Below are 20,507 nucleotides of genomic sequence, written 5' to 3'. Positions count from 1 at the left end.
AAAGCATAGAAAAAGCAAAATATTCTGTCTAATATATTAATTGTCTCAAATAAGACGTTAAAAATATGAATATCGAATTACGTCATTTACGTTACTTTGTGGCGGTAGCAGAAGAGCTGCATTTTGGTCGTGCCGCCGCGCGCCTCAATATCTCGCAGCCGCCGCTCAGTCAGCAGATACAAATTCTGGAGCAGCAGGTCGGCGCGCGATTACTGGCGCGGACCAACCGCAGCGTAGCGTTAACGGCCGCCGGGCGACAGTTTCTGGTGGACAGCCGACACATCCTGAGTCTGGTAAACGACGCCGCCGCTCGCGCCGAGCGGTTGCATCAGGGCGAAGCGGGTGAAATCCGTATTGGCTTTACGTCTTCAGCGCCTTTTATTCGGGCGGTATCGCATACCTTTTCGCTGTTCCGCCAGTCCTATCCGGGAGTGCATATGCAAACGCGTGAAATGAATACGCGTGAGCAAATCGCGCCGCTCAACGAAGGCGTACTGGATATTGGCTTGCTGCGGAATACGCCGCTGCCCGACACACTTAATCGCGAGGTGATTTTGCATGAGCCGCTTATGGCCATGATCCCGCGCGAACATCGGCTGGCGCAAAAGCCGGTCGTCAGTCTGACAGAACTGGCGGAAGAACCTTTCGTCTTTTTCGATCCGCATGTCGGGACGGGCCTCTACGACGATATTCTCGGCCTGATGCGGCGCTATAACCTGTCGCCGACCATCACGCAGGAGGTTGGCGAGGCAATGACCATTATCGGTCTGGTGGCGGCGGGGCTGGGTGTCTCGATTCTGCCGGCATCCTTTAAGCGTGTACAGATGAGCGAGATGCGCTGGGTTCCCCTGGCGGAAGAGGACGCCGTATCTGAAATGTGGCTGGTATGGCCGAAGCATCATGAACAGAGTCATGCCGTACAGCGGTTTTGCCAACTGCTATTACTGGCTGCCCGACGGGATTAATTACGCTTAAAAAGGGTGAAAATGTGCAGTTAATCACACGGCTAAGCAAAAAGTTGACGGCGAGTATTGAAGTGTTTCACCATAGCACACAGATTATTTCGGAGCGCGAAAATAAAGGGAGTGAGCGGTGGTTGCTGATAGTCAGCCTGGGCATATCGATCAAATTAAGCAGACCAATGCTGGCGCAGTGTATCGCCTGATTGATCAGCTCGGACCGGTATCGCGAATTGACCTGTCTCGTCTGGCGCAGTTGGCGCCTGCCAGTATTACGAAAATTGTTCGCGAAATGCTGGAAGCGCATTTGGTTCAGGAACTTGAAATTAAAGAGGCGGGCAGTCGCGGACGTCCCGCCGTCGGGCTGATGGTGGAAACGGAAGCCTGGCACTATTTATCTATTCGTATTAGCCGTGGCGAAATTTTCCTTGCGCTGCGCGATCTTAGCAGCAAACTGGTGGTAGAAGAGTGTCTGCCGCTGCCGTTAAACGAAGCCACGCCGTTGCTTGAGCGAATTATTACGCACGTTGATCGGTTTTTTACCCGCCATCAGCAGAAACTGGAGCGTCTGACCTCTATTGCCATTACGTTACCGGGCATTATCGATACCGAAAACGGCGTTGTGCACCGGATGCCGTATTACGAAGATGTCAAAGAGATGCCTTTGGGAGATGCGCTGGAGCGGCACACCGGCGTACCGGTTTACATTCAGCATGATATTAGCGCCTGGACGATGGCAGAGGCGCTTTTTGGCGCCTCACGCGGCGCGCGCGACGTTATCCAGGTGGTGATTGATCATAATGTGGGGGCGGGCGTTATCACCGACGGTCATTTGCTTCATGCGGGCAGTAGCAGTCTGGTAGAGATTGGGCATACCCAGGTCGATCCTTATGGTAAGCGCTGTTATTGCGGTAATCATGGCTGTCTGGAGACCATCGCCAGCGTCGATAGTGTGCTGGAACTTACGCAGCTTCGGCTTAATCAATCGATGAGTTCAATGTTGCACGGCCAGCCGTTAACGGTAGATTCACTGTGTCAGGCGGCGATGCAGGGAGATCTATTAGCAAAAGATATTATTAGCGGCGTTGGCGCGCATGTCGGACGCATTCTGGCTATCATGGTGAATTTATTTAATCCGCAAAAAATTCTTATTGGTTCGCCGCTAAGTAAAGCAGCTGATATCCTTTTTCCGGCCATTGCTGACAGTATCCGTCAGCAGGCGCTGCCCGCCTACAGCAGGAATACGGTAGTGGAAAGCACGCAGTTTACCAACCAGGGCACGATGGCCGGGGCGGCGTTGGTAAAAGACGCGATGTATAACGGCTCTTTGTTGATTCGTCTATTACAGGGTTAACATTTTTTAACTGTTGTACAAAAATTTGCGCTAACTCAAGCTGATTGCCCTTGCCATATCTTAGACTTTCTCCACTGTATTATTTTCCTGGCTTATATTTTCGAAGCATAACGGTGGAGTTAGTGATGCTGAAGCGTTTCTTTATTACAGGTACAGACACTTCTGTTGGGAAGACGGTGGTTTCCCGCGCATTACTACAAGCGTTAGCGTCGAGTGGTAAGAGCGTTGCAGGGTATAAACCTGTCGCTAAAGGGAGCAAAGAGACTGCAGAAGGGATGCGCAACAAAGACGCGCTGGTATTGCAAAGCGTCTCTTCGCTGGAGTTGCCGTATGAGGCGATTAATCCGATCGCGTTAAGCGAAGAAGAAAGCAGCGTCGCGCATAGCTGTCCTATAAATTACACCTTGCTGTCCAACGGTCTGGCGAGCCTGAGCGATAAAGTGGACCACGTGGTTGTGGAGGGTACTGGCGGCTGGCGTAGTTTGATGAATGATTTACGTCCATTGTCCGAATGGGTGGTACAGGAACAGTTACCGGTATTGATGGTGGTAGGGATTCAGGAGGGGTGCATTAATCATGCGCTACTGACTGCGCAAGCTGTCGCTAATGATGGACTGCCATTAATTGGCTGGGTGGCGAATCGTATCAATCCTGGCCTGGCGCATTATGCTGAAATTATTGATGTGCTTGGGAAAAAACTGCCAGCGCCACTGATTGGCGAGCTACCGTACCTGCCGCGCGCCGAGCAGCGTGAGCTGGGGCAGTATATTCGTTTGTCAATGCTCGGCAGCGTGCTGGCGGTAGATAGAATCATGGCGTAACGTTCGCGAGAGCACTGACGCGACTACACAGGCAATCAGCAGACCGGGGAGTAACTGATACTCGCCGGTCATTTCACAAATCATCAGGGTGGACATTATCGGCGCATGGGTTGTCGCCGCCAGTAGCGTCGCCATACCCGCCAGCCCCAATAAAATCGCTATTTCATCCGAGCCTGGCATCCAGAATCCCCATATCCGACCCAGAAACATTCCAATTGATAATCCGACAAATAATGTTGGCGTAAAGACGCCGCCCGGCGCGCCAGATCCGCTACTGGCGAGCACCGCCAGGATTTTGCACACAAAAATTCCGCCAATCAGCGAGAATAGCGGCGGGGAGAGCAAAAATGATTGTACGACGCTATAGCCGTTTCCCCATACCGTGGGCGTGAGTAACGACAGTAATCCGACAATAAGCCCGCCCAACGCCAGTTGCCAGGGCGGGGACAGTTTTAAGCGTAAGAAACTATTATGGCTGGCCGTCATCAGCCACATCAGCAATGGGCCGCACAGACCGGCGACCAGGCCAGTACTGACTATCATGACGTACTCCCGCGCGTGGAGATCAACGGTCAGATGTACGGTATAGAGTAGTGAATCGCTACCGTTTAATACATGGGTGGTTAGCAGGGCGACGACGGCGGAAACGACAACCGGGCCGAGGGAAGCCAGCATTAAGGTACCGAACAGGATCTCCGCGATAAACAGGCTGCCCGCCAGCGGCGCATGGTAAGCGCCCGCCATGCCCGCAGCGGCGCCGCTGGCGATCCATAATTTCCATTCCTCACGCGGCGTGAAGCGTCGGGCAAAGCTGGATGCCGCCAGCGCGGCGAGGAGGATCATTGCGCCTTCGCGACCAATTGCGCTGCCGCTGACCACGACCAGCAGCGAGGCCAGCGATTTCACCAGACTGGCGCCAACGTCAAATTGCCCGTCGGTTTGCAATGCTTCCATATAGTCAGTGGGCGCATGGGGGCGCTGTTGGTTCATTTTTTGCCACCCCCACAGCAACAGACCAGCGGCCAGGCCGCCAAGCGCCGGCGTAATCAGCCGTCGCCAGGGCGAAAGCCCCTCAGCCGCATTCACCAGACTGCCGGTGTCATTACTCAGGAAAATCCACTCCAGCAATTGCATCGCATGACGGAAAGCGGCGACAGCCAGCGCCGCGAGAATACCGATGAGCGTAGCGATCAGCAGGCGACGAAACATCGCGCGCAGATCCGGGTAAGCGTGTAAACGATGCATGAGCGGGTAAACAGGGAGTTTCAGGATAGCCTATTCTGCGGGGAAATGGCGTCAGACGCAAAAGCACTATGTGCGATATAATATTGCGTACAATAATGATATTGCCGGATAGCGAGAGGCCATCCGGCGGTAACGTTAGCTGCTTTCGTGAATATTTAGCGCCCGACGCGTGCGGCCTGAGCTGAGATAATCGGCGATGTAATCCTGAGAGATTTCACCGTTATAGCGTCCGTCTTCATCAACGATCGGCATCCAGCTGGTATTACTTTCGTACAATCTGGACAGCACAATACGCAGGTTATCTTCCGCTTTGCCCGTAATACGGAAAGGATGGGTGATATCGGCGCAGATTCCGCTGGCGTTCCGCGCTTCCCGGCGCTTCACAAATCCCAGTGGCTTACCGTCGTTGTCAATGACGGTAATGGCGCGAATATCGTGATCATCCATAATGCCGAACGCCTCGCTTAACGGCGTGGAAGGCCGCGCGGTAATGGTTGGCTGTTGGTCGGTAACATCGCCTGCGGAGACCAGTAGCAAACGCTTTAACGTTCTGTCCTGACCGACAAACGACCCGACAAACTCGTTAGCCGGTTTGGCCAGCAGTTCATCAGGACTGGCGCACTGTACAATTCGCCCCTGACGGAACACGGCGATACGGTCGCCGAGTTTTAGCGCTTCGTCGATATCATGGCTGACCAGCATAACGGTCTTTTTTAGCTTACGCTGCATATCCAGAAACTGGTTCTGGATCACTTCGCGGTTAATGGGGTCCACCGCGCCGAAGGGCTCATCCATCAGCAGTACCGGCGGATCGGCGGCCAGAGCGCGGATCACGCCAATACGCTGTTGCTGTCCCCCGGACATCTCCTTTGGATAGCGATGCAGAAATTTTCTGGCATCCAGCGCCACCATGTCCATCAACTCTTCGGCGCGTTGCTTGCAGCGCGCTTTGTCCCAACCCAACATGCGCGGCACAACGGTAATATTTTCTTCAATCGTCATATTAGGAAACAGGCCGATCTGTTGGATAACATACCCAATATTGCGGCGTAGCGTTACCGTATCCATATCGTTGGTATTCTCGCCGTTGATAAGAATATTACCGCTGCTGGGCGCGATCAGCCGGTTGATCATCTTTAACGTGGTGGTTTTGCCGCAGCCGGAGGGACCGAGTAAGACGCACATTTCGCCTTCCGGCACGTTCAGGTTGACGTTGTCGACGGCTTTTAGCGGCTGACCCTTTTTCTGTACAAATTGTTTGGTGAGATTTTCCAGTTTTATCATTATCGTATCCCCTTAGGTGTCAGTACGACTTGCAGACGATGCAACAGCCAGTCAAGTACAATTGCCAGTAGACAGATCATCAGCGCGCCGGCAATTAACATGCGAATATCGCTGCCGCTAATGCCGTTTAACAGTAGCAGTCCCAGACCGCCGGCGCCGATCACCGCGGCAATCGCCATCACGCCGATATTCATCACTACCGCGGTGCGGATACCCCCGAAAATAACCGGTAGGGCCATTGGGATTTCGACCCAGCGCAGCCGTTGCCAGAAAGTCATACCGATGCCGCGTCCCGCTTCACGCAGACCGGGCGGCAAACTATCAAGCGCAGTATGGGTATTACGGACAATCGGCAGTAAAGAGTAGAGAAAAACGGCCGTCACGGCGGGCAGAACGCCAATACCGTGTCCGATCAGCGAAAAAAGCGGGATCATTAATCCAAACAGCGCGATAGACGGAATGGTAAGAAGTAGCGTGGCGGCGCCCAATACCGGCGTTGCCAGCCATTTGTGGCGTACAATCAAAACGCCTAACGGTACGCCGATGATAATCGCCAGACCGACGGCCAGCGCGACCAGCCAGAGATGCTGAAAAGTAAGGCTGGCGAGATAGCCTGCATTATCCAGCATATAATGTATCGTATCCATAGGCGCTCCTTACAGCAGACCTTTGTCCTGTAAAAATTGATGGGCTACCTGTTGCGGCGTGCGATGCTCGATATCGACCTGGGCGTTTAGGGTCGATATCACATCGTTATTGAGCAGGCCGGAAAGGGTGTTTAAGGCGTCATCAAGGCCAGGATTGGCTTCCAGCACCTCTTTACGCACCACGGGCGTGACAGCGTAACTTGGGAAGAAGCCTTTATCATCTTCCAGCACTTTCAGATCAAACCCTTTCACCCGTCCGTCGGTGGTATAGACCAGCCCGGCGTCAACCAGCCCATCCCGAACGGCGTTATAGACCAGCCCTGGGTCCATCTGTCGTATTTGCGGGCGATCGAGCTGCATCTGATAGGCTTGCTGAAGGGGCTTCATCCCGTCGCTGCGCCCGGCGAATTCCAGATCGAGGCCGAGCATCCAGTTGTGGTCAGGATCGTTCTGCCGGACCTGTTCGATTTTTGCCACCATTTGCGATATGGTGGTGATATTTTCCGACTCGGCGCGTTTACGCTGCATCGCGAACGCGTAAGTATTGTTCATGTCAGCCGGTTTGAGCCATACCAGGCCCAGCTTCGCATCCAGGCGTTTTACCGTGTCGTAGGTTTCCTGTGGACTCATGCGCTTATCGATACGGTTGAAAATAATCAGCGATGTACCGGTGTATTCCCAGGTAATATCAATTTGTTTATTCACCATCGCATTACGTGAAATCACCGCGGCGATATTGGTTTGCGGCTGAACCTGAAAGCCTTTCTTCTGCAAATACTGAACGGTCATAGCGGAAAGAATATGCTGCTCGGTAAAGCTTTTGGTGGCGAGAACCAGCGGCGCGGCCTGCGTCTGGCTACTGAACAACAGCGTTGCGGCAAGCCATCCCAACAGGTGTTTTTTGAATCTCATTTAACGCTCCTTATTGTTATTTATGCGTTCAGACGGTATGAGGGCTAAGGCGTCGCCCAAACCAGGCAAGCAGAGTGTCAAGAATCAGCGCGAATAACGCCGTGGCCGTTGCGCCGAGGATCAACGTCGGAAAATCGTTGAGATAAATTCCCGGGAAAATCAGCTCGCCGTAGCTGCTGGCGCCAATCAGAAAGGCCAGCGGCGCGGTGCCGACATTGATGGCGGTCGCGATGCGAATACCGGACAGCATCACTGGCCACGCATTAGGTAGCTCTACCTGGCGAAGCCGCTGCCATTTTGTCATCCCAATCCCGTTCGCCGCTTCAATCAGTGAGGCGGGAACGGAACAGAGGCCCGCATAGGTATTGCGGACGATAGGCAGAAGGGAGGCCAGAAATAGCGCGACAATGGCGGGCGTATCGCCGATCCCGATAATCACCATCGCTAAGGCCAGGACGGCCAGCGGCGGCAAGGTATTACCAACATTAAAGATTTGCATGACATATTCAGCAAATCCCTTTGCCGCAGGACGGCTGAGTAAAATCCCACTCGGGATACCGACCAGTAAAGCAAAAAACATGGACGTAAATACCAGCATCAAATGCCGTTGTCCGAGATACAGCAGATCGACCTGACGCGCTTTCAGCGTCTCCAGACCGATTCCCCAGATAAACAGCGCCAGTAACAGCAGAATGACGATAGTGAACCCAAGTACGCGTTTTAGGGTGAGGGTGTGCATTGCGGTGTGTCTCCCTGTTTGCATGTGTTATGGCGACGTTAAGAGTCGCGTGTTGTTATGCCATGTTCCGGCAGGGTGCTTTGAGCTATAGCAACAGGTTGGGAAGGATTCCAGCGAAGCGTGATGTTTAACACTATTAAACATCTATTAACAATTATGTTTTGCCCTTATGCGGCTTAGCGTGAACATTCACGATAAAGAATTATCTTAAAAATAGAAGCGTAGTGTGACGTTGTCACTTTTTGTAGATAAAAATAGGCCGCAATGGGAGAAAAGGCAGGTAAAATCCTGCCTTTTGTGGGGATTAACGGAATAACGGTTTTACAGCGACGGGAATAATAAGTTGAGCTTGCCATTGCGCCAGCGTCAGACGCGCCAGTTGCCCCAACGCCTGATAAAACGGATGCCCGGCATGATCGATAAATACGTCCAGAAAGCGGGACGACCACGGAAACAGATGCCAGGCCAGGAGTTGTTCGCATTCATGATGACGATCATTCTCGGCAAGCCAGGCCGCCAGCAGCAACAGCGACCCAAAATGATCTTCTGGCTCGTTTTGCTGCATTTCAAACTGAATTCCGTTTTCGCGCATCCACTGACGTAGCGCCAGCGTAGAATCGCCAAATAATACGCTCTCACGATCCAGCCAGACGGAACCCCACGGCGGAGACGGCAGAGCGTAAGGGCCGATAAACAGACGCTGCCAGGCCTGTGGCAACGACTCTTCGCTATGGGTCTTAAACATAGCCGCCACAGGCGCAAGCGCCTCGGCATCAAGCGGCCACTGCGCCTGCCAGTCGTCGGTTAATAGCGCCTGAACCAGAGGAGCGGTTTCGTGGCTTTCCGGCGAATAATAAAACAACGCGCCGAGAACACGCGCCGTTACTGCAAAATCATCACGTTGTAAAAAAGTGGTCATTCAAACAATCCCGAAAGGTGCGGGTCGCCCCGCACGCATAAATTAACCTGCGACGGCCATACCTACGGTCATATGCAGGCCATAAAAAAGTCCGCGGCCAATAATTTCGCCTGCCAGCACCAGCACGACACCGAGCAGCAAACCAACGGTATGCGGTTCGCGGCGACGGATTAGCGGACATAGCCAGCAGCCTAATCCGGCAGCAAGCAAGACAATGCGCCAGACCTGTAGCATACCGTAATCCGGTGCGAGATGGCTGGCCTGTTGCACGGAACTGTGAATGGTTGAGAGAGACAGTCCTTGTAGTACAATGACCGCCACGCACACCACCAATGCCAGGCCGCTAATACTGGCAAACGTCACGCTGCAAAATGGGACGCGCGCGATGCGTAGCAGTAACGCCGCAAACACCGGGCCGCACAGGAATGCCGTGAGGAAAAAGGCCAGCGTGGTGTAGCCATTATACCAGGTTGGCACGGTATCTATCTGATAAACGAGCGTCATTGCCCAGATGAATGCAACGCCGAGCGCCATACTGACCAGCAGCCACACTTTACCCAGCACCGGGGGCATTTTACCGAGTACCGCCACCAGCCACCAGATGCTGCCTACGGCAAAGAACACCGATCCTGCGGCGATTTCATTACTCAGTGCGGAAGCGCCTACGCGGTTAAGCGAGTTAAACGCGCGCATCGGCGAGCCGAGATGCATAATCGACGCGAGGAATCCCAGTCCCATCACCAGCCACAGAAAAAACATGCTGCGCACGATGCGCTGACGGGCGATGGTATCGTCTTTTGCCGTCAGCCAGCCCAGTCCGCTAACGATTAACGCGCCGACCACGCACTGACCAAAGACCGTGAAGATCATCAACGGCCATTCATGCCATCCACTTCCCATCTTATACCTCCTTCGGATTGGCCAGATAACCGGTAGTGTCCCCGGTCGGGCGGCTGTTGGCGTTGGGTTTAATCACAATATTCGGCTTCGTGAAATGCGCGCGCGGCAACGGCGCGACGGCAGCCAGCTCACCGTGTTTTTTGCGCAGTTCGTCTATCGGGCCGAAATCCAGCGCCCGCAGCGGACAGGATTCGACGCAGATCGGTTTCTTGCCTTCCGCCACCCGGTCATAACAGCCGTCGCACTTGGTCATATGACCTTTGGCGGCGTTGTACTGCGGCGCGCCGTACGGGCAGGCCATGTGGCAGTAGCGGCAGCCGATACAGACCTCTTCGTTCACCACCACAAAACCGTCATCGCGCTTGTGCATCGCGCCGCTCGGGCAGACTTTGGTACAGGCCGGGTCTTCGCAGTGGTTGCACGAAATGGAGAGGTAATAGGCAAAGACGTTCTGGTGCCAGACGCCGTTATCTTCCTGCCAGTCGCCGCCCGCATACTCATAAATGCGGCGGAAGCTGACATCCGGGGTCAAATCTTTGTAGTCCTTGCAGGCCAGTTCGCAGGTTTTGCAACCGGTGCAACGACTGGAATCAATAAAAAATCCATACTGGGTTGTCATCGGTTACTCCTTACGCCTTTTCAACCTGAACAAGATTACTGTGTGACGGATTACCTTTCGCCAGTGGGGAAGGCCGGTGCGACGTCAGAATGTTAATGGAGCCGCCGCGATCGACTTTGTCGCCAAACATGTCGGCATTTAACCAGGCGCCCTGGCCGATAGCGGTGACGCCAGGCAATATGCGCGGCGTGACTTTTGCCGGAATGAGCATCTCTCCGTTCTGGTTAAAGACCCGCACGGTGTCGCCGTGCTGAATGCCGCGCGCTTGCGCATCAATCGGGTTGATCCAGATCTCCTGCGGACACGCCTGTTGCAGGACGTCGATATTGCCGTAGCTGGAGTGGGTACGCGCTTTATAGTGGAAGCCGGTTAGCTGTAGCGGGTAGCGCTGACGAAGCGGATCGTCCCAACCGTCAAAGCCTGGCGTATAGGCGGGTAAAGGATGGATAATCTCATCTTTCTTCAGCTCCCACGTGTTGGCGAGGGTTGCCAGACGCTCGGAATAGATTTCGATTTTACCGGACGGCGTTTTCAGTGGGTTGGCGGCAGGGTCTTCGCGGAAGGCGCGGAAAGCGACGTAGTGCTCCTCCGGGCATTTTTTCTTGAAAATCCCTGTCTGTTTCATCTCTTCGTAATCCGGCATTTCCGGGTTACGCGCTTTGGTTTTTGCGTGCAGGTATTTGACCCACTCATGCTGCGTGCGGCCTTCTGTGAAGGTCTGGTATACGTCCGGACCAAGCCGTTTAGCCACTTCACTGAGCATCCAGTAAATGGGCTTTCTTTCAAATTTCGGCGAGGTGGCGGGCTGACCAAGAATGACATAGCCCATATTGCCTGCGGATTCGTGGGAAATCAGATCTTCCTGCTCGGTCGGCATTAAATCAGGCAGCAGAATGTCGCAATATTTTGCCGACGCGGTCATAAAGTGCTCGATGCCGACGATCATTTCACATTTACTGTCGTCCTGAAGCACCTCGTGGGTGTGGGCGATATCGCCATGCTGATTGATCAGCGTATTACTGGCGTAGCACCACAAAAATTTGATCGGCACGTCGAGCTTGTCTTTTCCCCGCACGCCGTCGCGTGTGGCGGTCATTTCCGCGCCATGATCGATAGCGTCGGTCCAGGTAAAGACCGAAATCTGGGTTTTTACCGGGTTCTCCAGCATAGAAAACCATTCGACGCCCAGATCCCAGGTGCCTTCGCGCACGCCGGAATTACCGCCATTTATGCCGACGTTACCGGTGAGTACAGACAACATGGCGATTGCGCGTGCGGTCTGCTCCCCGTTAGAGTGGCGTTGCGGTCCCCAGCCCTGGCAAATGTAAGCCGGTTTCGCCGAGCCGATTTCCCGCGCCAGTTGAATGATTTTTTCCGCCGGAATACTGGTAATCTGCGCGGCCCATTGCGGCGTTTTGGCGATACCGTCGTCGCCCTGACCCAAAATATAGGCTTTATAGTGCGCGTTACGCGGGGCCGAGGCGGGCAGAGTGGTTTCGTCGTAGCCGATGCAGTATTTATCCAGAAACGGTTTATCAATAAGATCTTCGGTAATCAGCACCCAGGCGATTGCCGCCGCCAGCGCGCCATCGGTACCCGGGCGAATCGGCAGCCACTCGTCTTCGCGGCCGGCAGCAGTGTCGTTATAACGCGGGTCAATGACGATCATCCGGGCGTTGGAGCGTTCGCGCGCCTGTTCGACATAGTATGTCACGCCGCCGCCGCTCATACGTGTTTCCGCGGGGTTATTGCCAAACATCACCACCAGTTTTGTATTGGCGATATCATCCGGACTGTTGCCGTCGTTGCCGCCGAACATATAGCTCATGGCCGCGCTGATTTGGGCGGTGCTGTAGCTACCGTAACGGCTGAGATAGCCGCCGCAGGCGTTCATCAGGCGATACGGTACGTTAGAATTGGTAATATTGCCGCCGTCCACGCCGGTACCGTAAAGCACATGTACCGCTTCGTTGCCGTAGTCCTTGAGGATACGTTTCAGGTTATCGCCGATGGTATCCAACGCTTCATCCCAACTGATACGTTCGAATTTGCCTTCTCCTCGTTTACCAACGCGTTTCATCGGATATTTCAGGCGATCGGGATGATTCATCCGGCGACGAATAGAACGACCGCGCAGGCAGGCGCGTACCTGATGGTTGCCATATTCATCGTTGCCCGTGGTATCTGATTCAACCCAATATACGGTGTCATCTTTTACGTGCAGGCGCAGCAGGCAGCGGCTGCCGCAGTTAACGGTACATGAACTCCAGACCGCTTTTTCTGCCACATTGCCAGATGCGAGATCTGCTGCGGCGTGGGCGATGCGGGAGAACGGAAGGGTGAAAGCGCTACTGGCAAGCGCAAGGCTACCGATAGCGGAGGTTTTCACCAGGCTTCGTCGGCTGATACTGGCCGCCATTAATGCCTCAGGGTTGGTGATTTTCATAACAGCTCACTATGCTCATCCAAAAAAGAGTTTTAAATGTCGTTGTGTTCGCAAAACGGGGAGCTCCGGGCGCGTAAAAACGTCCCGGAGCAGGCGGCTTAGATTTTTTCGATTTCCACCAGATTTGTATGTTGAGGATTCCCTTTTGCCAGGGGGGAAGGACGCAGCGTCGTGAGCGTATTGATGCAGGCGCCGTGGTCAATTTTATCGCCAGCCATATCCGCATTATGCCATGCGCCCTGACCCATCGCGCTGACGCCCGGCAGAATACGCGGCGTGACTTTGGCGGGTAGACGCACCTCTCCACGATCGTTAAAGACGCGAACCTTATCGCCATTCGCGATACCGCGTTTTTGCGCATCGAGCGGATTTATCCACACCTCCTGGCGACAGGCGGCCTGCAGAACATCAATATTGCCGTAGCTTGAATGGGTACGGGATTTATAGTGAAAGCCAAACAGCTGTAGCGGGAAGGTGCTCCGTTTCGGATCGTCCCATCCTTCAAAAGTAGGGGTATAAATCGGCAGTGGGCTTATCACGTCGCCTTCCGCCAGCTCCCAGGTACTGGCGATGCGAGCGAGTTTGCTTGAGTAGATTTCGATTTTACCGGACGGCGTTTTTAACGGATTGGCCTGCGGATCTTCACGAAATTTTTTATAGGCGACAAAATGGCCGTTGGGATCTTTGCGTTTATAGATGCCCATTTTTTTCAGCTCGTCATACGCGGGCAATGCCGGATCTCTTGCCTGCATTTTGGCGTACAGATATTGCAGCCATTGCGCCTGGGTACGGCCTTCGGTAAACCGCTGATACACATCGTCGCCGAGGCGTCTGGCGATTTCGCTGAGTACCCAGTAGATGGGCTTGCGCTCGAACTTAGGCGTCGTCGCCGGTTGGATAAAAATCAGATATCCCATATTGCCGGCGTAATCATTGGGGATGATATCTTCCTGTTCGACGGTCATGAGATCCGGCAGTAAAATATCGGCGTACTTCGCGGAAGAGGTCATAAAGTTGTCGATGACCACAATCATTTCGCATTTCGCTTCATCCTGAAGAATTTCATGGGTTTTATTAATATCCGAATGCTGATTAATCAGGGTGTTGCCAGCGTAGTTCCATAGAAATTTGATCGGGACATCCAGCTTATCTTTGCCGCGTACGCCGTCGCGCAGGGCGGTCATTTCCGGGCCGCGCGCAATGGCGTCCGTCCAGCTAAAGCAGGAGATGGCGGTTTTAACGGGATTCTCCAGGACCGGCAGACGTTCAATGGTAATGGTGTAAGTGGATTCGCGTGCGCCGCTATTACCGCCATGAATGCCGACGTTGCCGGTCAGAATCGGTAACATGGCGATGGCGCGAGCGGTTTGTTCGCCGTTCGCCTGACGCTGCGGTCCCCAACCCTGACAGATGTAGGCCGGCTTGACGCTACCTATCTCGCGCGCCAGTTTGATAATCCGATCGGCGGGGATGCCGGTAATGTGTGACGCCCACTGCGGCGTTTTGGCGATACCGTCCTCGCTCTGGCCCAAAATATAAGCCTTATAATGGCCATTGGGGGGCGCGTCAGCCGGAAGGGTCTTTTCATCGTAGCCGATGCAATAGTTGTCGAGAAAAGGCTGGTCAACGAGATTTTCGTTAATCAATACCCAGGCAATTCCCGCCACCAGCGCGGCGTCGGTGCCGGGGCGAATCGGTATCCACTCGTCTTCACGTCCGGCAGCGGTATCGGTATAGCGCGGATCTATCACGATCATGCGCGCATTTGAGCGTTCACGCGCTTGCTCCAGAAACCAGGTAATGCCGCCGCCGCTCATGCGTGTTTCAGCCGGATTATTGCCGAACATGACCACCAGTTTACTGTTTTCGATATCAGACGTGCTGTTGCCGTCGTTGGAGCCATAGGTGTAGGGCATGGCGCAAGAAATTTGCGCGGTACTGTATGAGCCGTATTGATTCAACGAACCGCCGTAGCAGTTCATCAAACGCTTCACCGGCGAGGCGGCAGGCGACGAGCGGGTTATGTTGCCGCCTACGATGCCGGATGAATAGTGGATATAAACGGCTTCATTGCCGTAGGTCTCTACGGTCTTTTTCAGGCTGGCGCTAATGGTGTCCAGCGCTTCCTGCCAGCTAATGCGTTCAAATTTGCCTTCGCCGCGGCGGCCAACGCGTTTCATGGGATAGTTAAGGCGATCCGGATGGTTAATGCGCCGACGGATTGAACGGCCCCGCAGACAGGCGCGAACCTGATGATTGCCGTAGACATCGTCGCCAGTATTATCAGTTTCAACCCACCAGACTTCATTATCTTTTACATGCAGACGCAGGGCGCAGCGACTGCCGCAGTTGACCGAACAGGCGCCCCAGACGATTTTATCTTCTTCGTTGCGCATGGCCTGCTGCACCGCCGCGGCCGCGGTACGCATCCCAAACGGTAAAGATACGCCTCCGGCAGCCAGCGCCAGTGAGCCAAGCGCCGCTGATTTCACTAACGTCCTGCGGCTAACGCCTGTTTGTTGCTTTTCTCCGGGCATCACTCACTCCATTGTCGTTATTATTTCGCTATATATTGATAACTATAACGAAATTATTAACATGCTAATGATGTAATGAGTTTACCCCTTTGGGAGTAAGGATTATTAATCCATGTCAAAGAGCGTTACCCTCCGGACCCGGAGGGCAGGAGGAGGTTATTGCGGTTCGGCGGATGAACCGTCCTGAGCGGGAGAGGTATTGGCTGGCGCATTGCCGCTGCTGGTGCGGGTATAAAGAATTTTATGCGTGTCGTTCGCGCAATGGCCCACCACCTGTGAGTCCGGCTGATCGGCCTGGTCGTTAGGAACGATAGTGAGCGTAAAATTATCCGCCGGCACGCCGTTATTGATGATACGTTGTTCGATATCGCTTTTTACTCTCTCGCACGATCCCGGTGCCGCCATCACCAGCGAGGGGGTGCTAACTAACGCCAGAGCGGCTATTGCAGTTGCGATTTTCATCATGAACTCCTGTGATTAATGACGATGTTCTAAGCTTAGCATTTTTCGTGTAAATAACTGTATTTGCTAATATGATGATAAATATCTTTTCATCCTGGTGATACGTGTGAAGAAACCCCTTTTACTGACGTTATTGTGCATGATACTGGCAGGTTGTGATAACCCGAAATCCCTTGAGTCTTTTACGCCGGAAATGGCCAGTTTTTCGAACGAATTTGATTTTGATCCATTACGTGGTCCGGTAAAGGATTTCAGCCAGACATTGATGAGTGAGAATGGCGAAGTGGCGAAGCAGGTCACCGGTACGCTTTCACAGGAAGGCTGTTTTGATACGCTTGAGTTACACGATCTGGAGAATAATACGGGGCTGGCGCTCGTGCTGGATGCCAATTATTACCGGGATGCTCAGACGCTGGAAAAAAAGGTGCAGTTACAGGGTAAGTGCCAGCTGGCGGCGTTGCCTTCGGCGGGCGTGACCTGGGAAACGGACGACAACGGTTTTGTGGTATCGGCGACGGGCAAAGAGATGAAAGTCGAGTATCGCTATGATAGCGAAGGTTATCCGCTAGGTAAGACAACCATAAACTCGCAGAATACGCTCTCTGTGACGGCAAAACCCTCCGCGGACCCGCGTAAAAAGCTGGATTACACGGCAGTCAGCCGGGTGGATGATCGACAGGTCGGCAACGTCACACAGAGCTGCGAATATGATGCGTACGCGAACCCTGTTGACTGCCGACTTGTTATCGTCGATGAGAGCGTTAAGCCGGCAGTGTCCCACCATTACACCATTAAAAATCGTATCGATTACTACTAAACCGGGCGCGGTGCGATTCTCCGTGACTACCGCGCCGCGTTTACTGCGCGGTGGGTTTCAGGAGCGTAGAACCGGACGTTTTATGTTCATCCAGATACTGCTGCTGGAAGATACACATGCGGATGGTGTTACGGTATTCGCCGTTAATGAAGAACTCATGAATCAGCTCGCCTTCTACTCTAAACCCGAGTTTACGGTAGATGTGAATCGCTTTTTCATTCTCTTTATCGACGATCAAATACAATTTATAGAGATTGAGTACGGTAAATCCGTAATCCATCGCCAGTTTGGCCGCGCGTGACGCCAGGCCTTTTCCCTGGTACTCCGGCGAAATAATAATCTGAAATTCCGCCCGCCGATGCACATGGTTAATTTCCACCAGTTCTACCAGCCCGGCGTTTTCACCATCGCATTCGACGACAAAGCGCCGTTCGCTTTGGTCGTGGATGTGTTTGTCGTAGAGATCCGACAGTTCGACAAAAGCCTCATACGGCTCCTCAAACCAGTAACGCATAACGCTGGCATTATTATCAAGCTGGTGGACAAATCGTAAATCTTCACGCTCAAGCGGGCGCAGTCTGACCTTGTAGTCACTTGTCATACTGTATCCTTACACTTCCTTTTAGTTATCCTGCATCAGGGCGTAATAACGCGACCTGTACGACGATCCAGACACCGCAGCGTATTGGGTTCCCAATAGGCGTTGATGTTGGCGCTTTGCTCGCATTTATCGCGGTTATCAAAGGCGGCATCGGCTTTGTCCCACTCTTTTTCTGCGCGGGTATTCACTTTCTGACGCAGACTGCGAGTGTCGTTCCATTGTTCCTTTTCCATCGCCGCTTCCTGACGACTTTGTGCGTTATCTCCCGATTCAATCACCAGTTTACTGGTTTCAGCGAATGCGGAAGTAGTATATACAACGGCCGCCAACGTAAGCATTGCCGTCAGGCACAGGCGTTTGCTCAGCGTATTGTTCATCACAACATCCTTTCATTAGAGGGGAAAAAGCGGTAAACCACCTGTAAATTCTACACCAATCCTTATGCCTGGCATATACACAAGAATGGCCGGATAACCGTAACGATATTCTGTTGTATTATCACTTATCATTTCGTAACCAAATGAATCTCATGCTAAAGACGACTCTGCTTTTCTTTGTCACCGCCCTCTGTGAAATCATTGGATGTTTTCTTCCCTGGCTATGGCTTAAGCGCGGCGCCAGCGTGTGGTGGCTTCTGCCCGCCGCCGCGTCACTTGCGTTATTCGTCTGGCTTTTGACCTTGCATCCGGCGGCGAGTGGGCGGGTTTATGCGGCTTACGGTGGGGTATATGTCTGTACTGCGCTCCTGTGGTTACGTGTTGTCGATGGCGTCCGGCTCACGGTTTATGACTGGTGCGGCGCGCTGATCGCGCTGTGTGGAATGCTGATTATCGTCGTCGGATGGGGACGTACGTAACATTGCCGCGCGACCAGAACATTTTGTGATCTGGCAGCGCTTTTTACATCAATATACTTGTATGGTAGTAGCTCAGTTGGGTAAATTTCCTGCATCCCATAATGCGATGTAAGGAATAAAAATGAAGATTGTAGGGGCTGAAGTTTTTGTTACGTGTCCAGGGCGTAACTTCGTCACCTTAAAGATAACCACGGAAGACGGGATCACCGGTCTGGGGGATGCCACCCTGAACGGACGCGAGCTCCCGGTGGCCTCGTACCTTACCGATCACCTGTGCCCACAGCTCATCGGGCGGGATGCTCGCCGCATCGAAGATATCTGGCAGTTCTTCTACAAAGGCGCGTACTGGCGCCGTGGCCCTGTCACCATGTCCGCCATTTCCGCGGTTGATATGGCGCTATGGGATATTAAAGCCAAAGCCGCCAATATGCCGTTGTATCAGTTACTCGGCGGCGCTTCGCGTGAAGGCGTCATGGTGTATTGCCATACCACAGGCCACACCATCGACGATGTGCTGGAAGACTACGCGCGTCATAAAGAGCAAGGGTTCAAAGCAATCCGCGTGCAGTGCGGCGTTCCGGGGATGAAAACCACCTACGGCATGGCGAAAGGCAAGGGGCTGGCCTATGAGCCCGCGACAAAAGGCCAGTGGCCGGAAGAACAGTTGTGGTCAACGGAAAAGTATCTCGATTTTACGCCAAAGCTGTTTGACGCCGTGCGCAATACGTTCGGGTTTAATGAACATCTTCTGCACGATATGCATCACCGACTGACGCCTATTGAGGCTGCCCGCTTTGGCAAAAGTATTGAAGACTATCGTTTGTTCTGGATGGAAGACCCGACGCCGGCTGAAAATCAGGCGTGCTTCCGCCTCATCCGCCAGCATACGGTCACGCCGATTGCGGTAGGCGAAGTCTTTAACAGTATCTGGGATTGCAAACAGCTCATTGAAGAGCAATTGATTGACTATATCCGCACCACGCTTACCCATGCCGGTGGTATTACCGGGATGCGCCGCATTGCCGATTTTGCCTCGCTCTACCAGGTGCGTACCGGTTCGCATGGGCCGTCCGATCTGTCGCCGGTTTGTATGGCCGCTGCATTACATTTCGACCTGTGGGTGCCTAACTTTGGTGTGCAGGAGTATATGGGCTACTCCGAACAGATGCTGGAGGTTTTCCCGCATAACTGGACGTTCGAGGGCGGCTATATGCATCCGGGCGACAAGCCAGGACTGGGCATTGAGTTCGATGAAAAACTGGCGGCGAAATATCCGTACGATCCAGCCTATTTGCCGGTGGCCCGCCTGGAAGATGGCACACTGTGGAACTGGTAAGGAGCGAAAAATGAAAAGCATCGTAATCGAAAAACCGAATACATTAACTATCGAAACGCGCGCGCTTCCGCAGCCTGCGCCGGGCGAAGTTCGTATTAAAGTGAAACTGGCGGGTATCTGCGGTTCCGACAGTCATATTTATCGGGGACATAATCCCTTTGCAAAATATCCCCGTGTCATAGGCCATGAATTTTTCGGTGTCATCGACGCGGTAGGCGACAACGTCAATCGCGACCGGATAGGAGAACGGGTATCCGTCGATCCGGTGATCAGTTGCGGGCATTGTTACCCTTGTTCAGTCGGTAAACCCAATGTGTGTACCTCGCTGGTGGTGCTGGGCGTGCATCGTGACGGCGGTTTCAGCGAGTATGCGGTGGCGCCGGCCCGTAATGCTCATCGCATACCGGACAACATCGCAGATCATCATGCCGTCATGGTTGAGCCGTTTACCATTGCGGCAAATGTGACGGGGCAGGTGAATCCGACCGAGCAGGACGTGGCGCTTATCTATGGCGCAGGCCCGATGGGACTGACGACCGTACAGGCGCTGAAGGGGGTTTATCAGGTCAAAACGGTCATAGTCGTTGATCGCATTGAAGAGCGTTTAGCGATGGCGAAGCAGAGCGGCGCTGACTGGACCCTCAATAATGGTCAACATTCACTGGCGGAATTTCTACAGCAGAAGGCGCTAAAGCCGACCTTGATTGTCGATGCCGCCTGTCATCCCGCTATCCTGCAAGAGGCGATTACACTTGCATCGCCTGCGGCACGCATTGTCCTGATGGGATTTTCCAGTGACCCGTGTGAGATTGTACAGCAGGGTATTACCGGAAAAGAGCTGGCTATTTATTCATCGCGTCTTAATGCCAATAAATTCCCGGTCGTGATTGACTGGCTGAATAAAGGGCTTATTGATCCGGATAAGCTGATAACGCATACATTTGATTATCAACATGTCACCGACGCGATTGAGCTTTTCGAGAAAGACCAGCGTCAATGCTGCAAAGTCTTACTCACGTTTGCGAAATAATATAAATAATTGCGAGTAAGTGG

20 protein-coding genes are annotated in these 20,507 nt (G+C 53.3%); 7 read left to right on the top strand and 13 right to left on the bottom strand.

Translation table 11 applies throughout. The features are described from left to right. The first annotated feature begins 65 nt into the window (after positions 1-65). The 3 genes from ACLJPQ_RS08890 to bioD all read left to right on the top strand — a co-directional run bounded on the left by ACLJPQ_RS08890 (position 66) and on the right by bioD (position 3,134). Complete coding sequence (locus ACLJPQ_RS08890) at positions 66-965, top strand: LysR family transcriptional regulator (RefSeq protein ID WP_001019577.1); 900 nt, start codon at positions 66-68, stop codon at positions 963-965. Between the two features lie 127 nt (positions 966-1,092). After that, the gene (gene mlc, locus ACLJPQ_RS08885; RefSeq protein WP_000225093.1) at positions 1,093-2,313 is read left to right on the top strand and encodes a sugar metabolism global transcriptional regulator Mlc; all 1,221 of its coding nucleotides are present in this window, start codon (positions 1,093-1,095) and stop codon (positions 2,311-2,313) included. 125 nt (positions 2,314-2,438) lie between these two features. After that, positions 2,439-3,134 (top strand): dethiobiotin synthase, encoded by a 696-nt coding sequence (gene bioD, locus ACLJPQ_RS08880; RefSeq protein ID WP_000919233.1) that lies wholly within the window; start codon positions 2,439-2,441, stop codon positions 3,132-3,134. On the opposite strand, the gene clcB is transcribed toward bioD, so the two are convergent. From clcB to ACLJPQ_RS08825, 11 genes are all read right to left on the bottom strand, one after another. Then, positions 3,090-4,379, bottom strand: coding sequence for a voltage-gated ClC-type chloride channel ClcB (clcB, locus tag ACLJPQ_RS08875; protein WP_080184936.1), 1,290 nt, complete (start codon positions 4,377-4,379; stop codon positions 3,090-3,092). The two genes, bioD and clcB, sit on opposite strands and share 45 nt — an antisense overlap. Positions 4,380-4,514: 135 nt before the next feature. Next, positions 4,515-5,663, bottom strand: coding sequence for an osmoprotectant ABC transporter ATP-binding protein OsmV (osmV, locus tag ACLJPQ_RS08870; RefSeq protein ID WP_000593093.1), 1,149 nt, complete (start codon positions 5,661-5,663; stop codon positions 4,515-4,517). After that, positions 5,663-6,310, bottom strand: coding sequence for an osmoprotectant ABC transporter permease OsmW (gene osmW / locus ACLJPQ_RS08865; RefSeq protein ID WP_000379677.1), 648 nt, complete (start codon positions 6,308-6,310; stop codon positions 5,663-5,665). Before osmW ends, osmV begins: the two co-directional genes overlap by 1 nt. A 9-nt stretch (positions 6,311-6,319) precedes the next feature. Then, positions 6,320-7,222, bottom strand: coding sequence for an osmoprotectant ABC transporter substrate-binding protein OsmX (gene osmX / locus ACLJPQ_RS08860; RefSeq protein ID WP_001211193.1), 903 nt, complete (start codon positions 7,220-7,222; stop codon positions 6,320-6,322). A 28-nt stretch (positions 7,223-7,250) separates the two neighbouring features. Next, positions 7,251-7,961 (bottom strand): osmoprotectant ABC transporter permease OsmY, encoded by a 711-nt coding sequence (gene osmY, locus ACLJPQ_RS08855; protein ID WP_000557304.1) that lies wholly within the window; start codon positions 7,959-7,961, stop codon positions 7,251-7,253. A 304-nt stretch (positions 7,962-8,265) separates the two neighbouring features. Continuing rightward, complete coding sequence (gene dmsD, locus ACLJPQ_RS08850) at positions 8,266-8,880, bottom strand: Tat proofreading chaperone DmsD (RefSeq protein WP_000206565.1); 615 nt, start codon at positions 8,878-8,880, stop codon at positions 8,266-8,268. A 42-nt stretch (positions 8,881-8,922) separates the two neighbouring features. After that, the gene (locus tag ACLJPQ_RS08845; protein WP_080184937.1) at positions 8,923-9,780 is read right to left on the bottom strand and encodes a dimethyl sulfoxide reductase anchor subunit family protein; all 858 of its coding nucleotides are present in this window, start codon (positions 9,778-9,780) and stop codon (positions 8,923-8,925) included. 1 nt (position 9,781) lies between these two features. Further along, positions 9,782-10,399, bottom strand: coding sequence for a dimethylsulfoxide reductase iron-sulfur subunit DmsB (dmsB, locus tag ACLJPQ_RS08840; protein ID WP_000213069.1), 618 nt, complete (start codon positions 10,397-10,399; stop codon positions 9,782-9,784). A 10-nt stretch (positions 10,400-10,409) separates the two neighbouring features. After that, the gene (gene ynfF, locus ACLJPQ_RS08835) at positions 10,410-12,845 is read right to left on the bottom strand and encodes a selenate/tellurate reductase subunit YnfF (RefSeq protein WP_080184698.1); all 2,436 of its coding nucleotides are present in this window, start codon (positions 12,843-12,845) and stop codon (positions 10,410-10,412) included. 98 nt (positions 12,846-12,943) lie between these two features. Then, a complete protein-coding gene (gene ynfE / locus ACLJPQ_RS08830; protein WP_080184699.1) occupies positions 12,944-15,382 on the bottom strand; it encodes a selenate/tellurate reductase subunit YnfE in 2,439 nt (812 codons plus the stop codon). Between the two features lie 156 nt (positions 15,383-15,538). Then, positions 15,539-15,847 (bottom strand): DUF1161 domain-containing protein, encoded by a 309-nt coding sequence (locus ACLJPQ_RS08825; RefSeq protein WP_077908600.1) that lies wholly within the window; start codon positions 15,845-15,847, stop codon positions 15,539-15,541. 103 nt (positions 15,848-15,950) lie between these two features. Here ACLJPQ_RS08825 and ACLJPQ_RS08820 point away from each other — a divergent pair, with 103 nt between their 5' ends. After that, positions 15,951-16,661 (top strand): YnfC family lipoprotein, encoded by a 711-nt coding sequence (locus tag ACLJPQ_RS08820; protein ID WP_000743122.1) that lies wholly within the window; start codon positions 15,951-15,953, stop codon positions 16,659-16,661. A gap of 40 nt (positions 16,662-16,701) precedes the next feature. On the opposite strand, the gene speG is transcribed toward ACLJPQ_RS08820, so the two are convergent. Continuing rightward, on the bottom strand, positions 16,702-17,262 hold the full coding sequence (gene speG, locus ACLJPQ_RS08815; protein WP_000199997.1) for a spermidine N1-acetyltransferase: 561 nt from the start codon (positions 17,260-17,262) through the stop codon (positions 16,702-16,704). A gap of 35 nt (positions 17,263-17,297) precedes the next feature. After that, the gene (locus ACLJPQ_RS08810) at positions 17,298-17,639 is read right to left on the bottom strand and encodes a DUF1283 family protein (RefSeq protein ID WP_080184700.1); all 342 of its coding nucleotides are present in this window, start codon (positions 17,637-17,639) and stop codon (positions 17,298-17,300) included. A 152-nt stretch (positions 17,640-17,791) separates the two neighbouring features. Here ACLJPQ_RS08810 and ACLJPQ_RS08805 point away from each other — a divergent pair, with 152 nt between their 5' ends. The 3 genes from ACLJPQ_RS08805 to ACLJPQ_RS08795 all read left to right on the top strand — a co-directional run bounded on the left by ACLJPQ_RS08805 (position 17,792) and on the right by ACLJPQ_RS08795 (position 20,484). Then, positions 17,792-18,118, top strand: a complete 327-nt coding sequence (locus tag ACLJPQ_RS08805; protein ID WP_000921389.1) for a YnfA family protein — start codon at positions 17,792-17,794, stop codon at positions 18,116-18,118. 121 nt (positions 18,119-18,239) lie between these two features. Next, entirely contained in the window at positions 18,240-19,454 is a 1,215-nt protein-coding gene (gene rspA / locus ACLJPQ_RS08800) for a starvation-sensing protein RspA (RefSeq protein WP_000706270.1), read from the top strand. Positions 19,455-19,464: 10 nt separating this feature from the next. Beyond that, positions 19,465-20,484 (top strand): Zn-dependent oxidoreductase, encoded by a 1,020-nt coding sequence (locus tag ACLJPQ_RS08795; RefSeq protein WP_000836494.1) that lies wholly within the window; start codon positions 19,465-19,467, stop codon positions 20,482-20,484. Positions 20,485-20,507 lie beyond the last annotated feature (23 nt).

Source organism: Salmonella sp. SAL04213 (assembly GCF_046550535.1).
GTDB classification, from domain to species: Bacteria; Pseudomonadota; Gammaproteobacteria; order Enterobacterales; family Enterobacteriaceae; genus Salmonella; species Salmonella enterica.
Note: the sequence above shows the minus strand (reverse complement) of the source record. Positions and strands in the feature narration are given on the sequence as shown.

Coding starts and splice junctions, on each gene's coding strand:
- ACLJPQ_RS08890 (WP_001019577.1), top strand. CDS start 66: ATGAATATCGAATTACGTCATTTACGTTACTTTGTGGCGGTAGCAGAA.
- bioD (WP_000919233.1), top strand. CDS start 2,439: ATGCTGAAGCGTTTCTTTATTACAGGTACAGACACTTCTGTTGGGAAG.
- clcB (WP_080184936.1), bottom strand. CDS start 4,379: ATGCATCGTTTACACGCTTACCCGGATCTGCGCGCGATGTTTCGTCGC.
- osmV (WP_000593093.1), bottom strand. CDS start 5,663: ATGATAAAACTGGAAAATCTCACCAAACAATTTGTACAGAAAAAGGGT.
- osmW (WP_000379677.1), bottom strand. CDS start 6,310: ATGGATACGATACATTATATGCTGGATAATGCAGGCTATCTCGCCAGC.
- osmX (WP_001211193.1), bottom strand. CDS start 7,222: ATGAGATTCAAAAAACACCTGTTGGGATGGCTTGCCGCAACGCTGTTG.
- osmY (WP_000557304.1), bottom strand. CDS start 7,961: ATGCACACCCTCACCCTAAAACGCGTACTTGGGTTCACTATCGTCATT.
- dmsD (WP_000206565.1), bottom strand. CDS start 8,880: ATGACCACTTTTTTACAACGTGATGATTTTGCAGTAACGGCGCGTGTT.
- ACLJPQ_RS08845 (WP_080184937.1), bottom strand. CDS start 9,780: ATGGGAAGTGGATGGCATGAATGGCCGTTGATGATCTTCACGGTCTTT.
- dmsB (WP_000213069.1), bottom strand. CDS start 10,399: ATGACAACCCAGTATGGATTTTTTATTGATTCCAGTCGTTGCACCGGT.
- ynfF (WP_080184698.1), bottom strand. CDS start 12,845: ATGAAAATCACCAACCCTGAGGCATTAATGGCGGCCAGTATCAGCCGA.
- ynfE (WP_080184699.1), bottom strand. CDS start 15,382: ATGCCCGGAGAAAAGCAACAAACAGGCGTTAGCCGCAGGACGTTAGTG.
- ACLJPQ_RS08825 (WP_077908600.1), bottom strand. CDS start 15,847: ATGATGAAAATCGCAACTGCAATAGCCGCTCTGGCGTTAGTTAGCACC.
- speG (WP_000199997.1), bottom strand. CDS start 17,262: ATGACAAGTGACTACAAGGTCAGACTGCGCCCGCTTGAGCGTGAAGAT.
- ACLJPQ_RS08810 (WP_080184700.1), bottom strand. CDS start 17,639: ATGAACAATACGCTGAGCAAACGCCTGTGCCTGACGGCAATGCTTACG.
- ACLJPQ_RS08805 (WP_000921389.1), top strand. CDS start 17,792: ATGCTAAAGACGACTCTGCTTTTCTTTGTCACCGCCCTCTGTGAAATC.
- rspA (WP_000706270.1), top strand. CDS start 18,240: ATGAAGATTGTAGGGGCTGAAGTTTTTGTTACGTGTCCAGGGCGTAAC.
- ACLJPQ_RS08795 (WP_000836494.1), top strand. CDS start 19,465: ATGAAAAGCATCGTAATCGAAAAACCGAATACATTAACTATCGAAACG.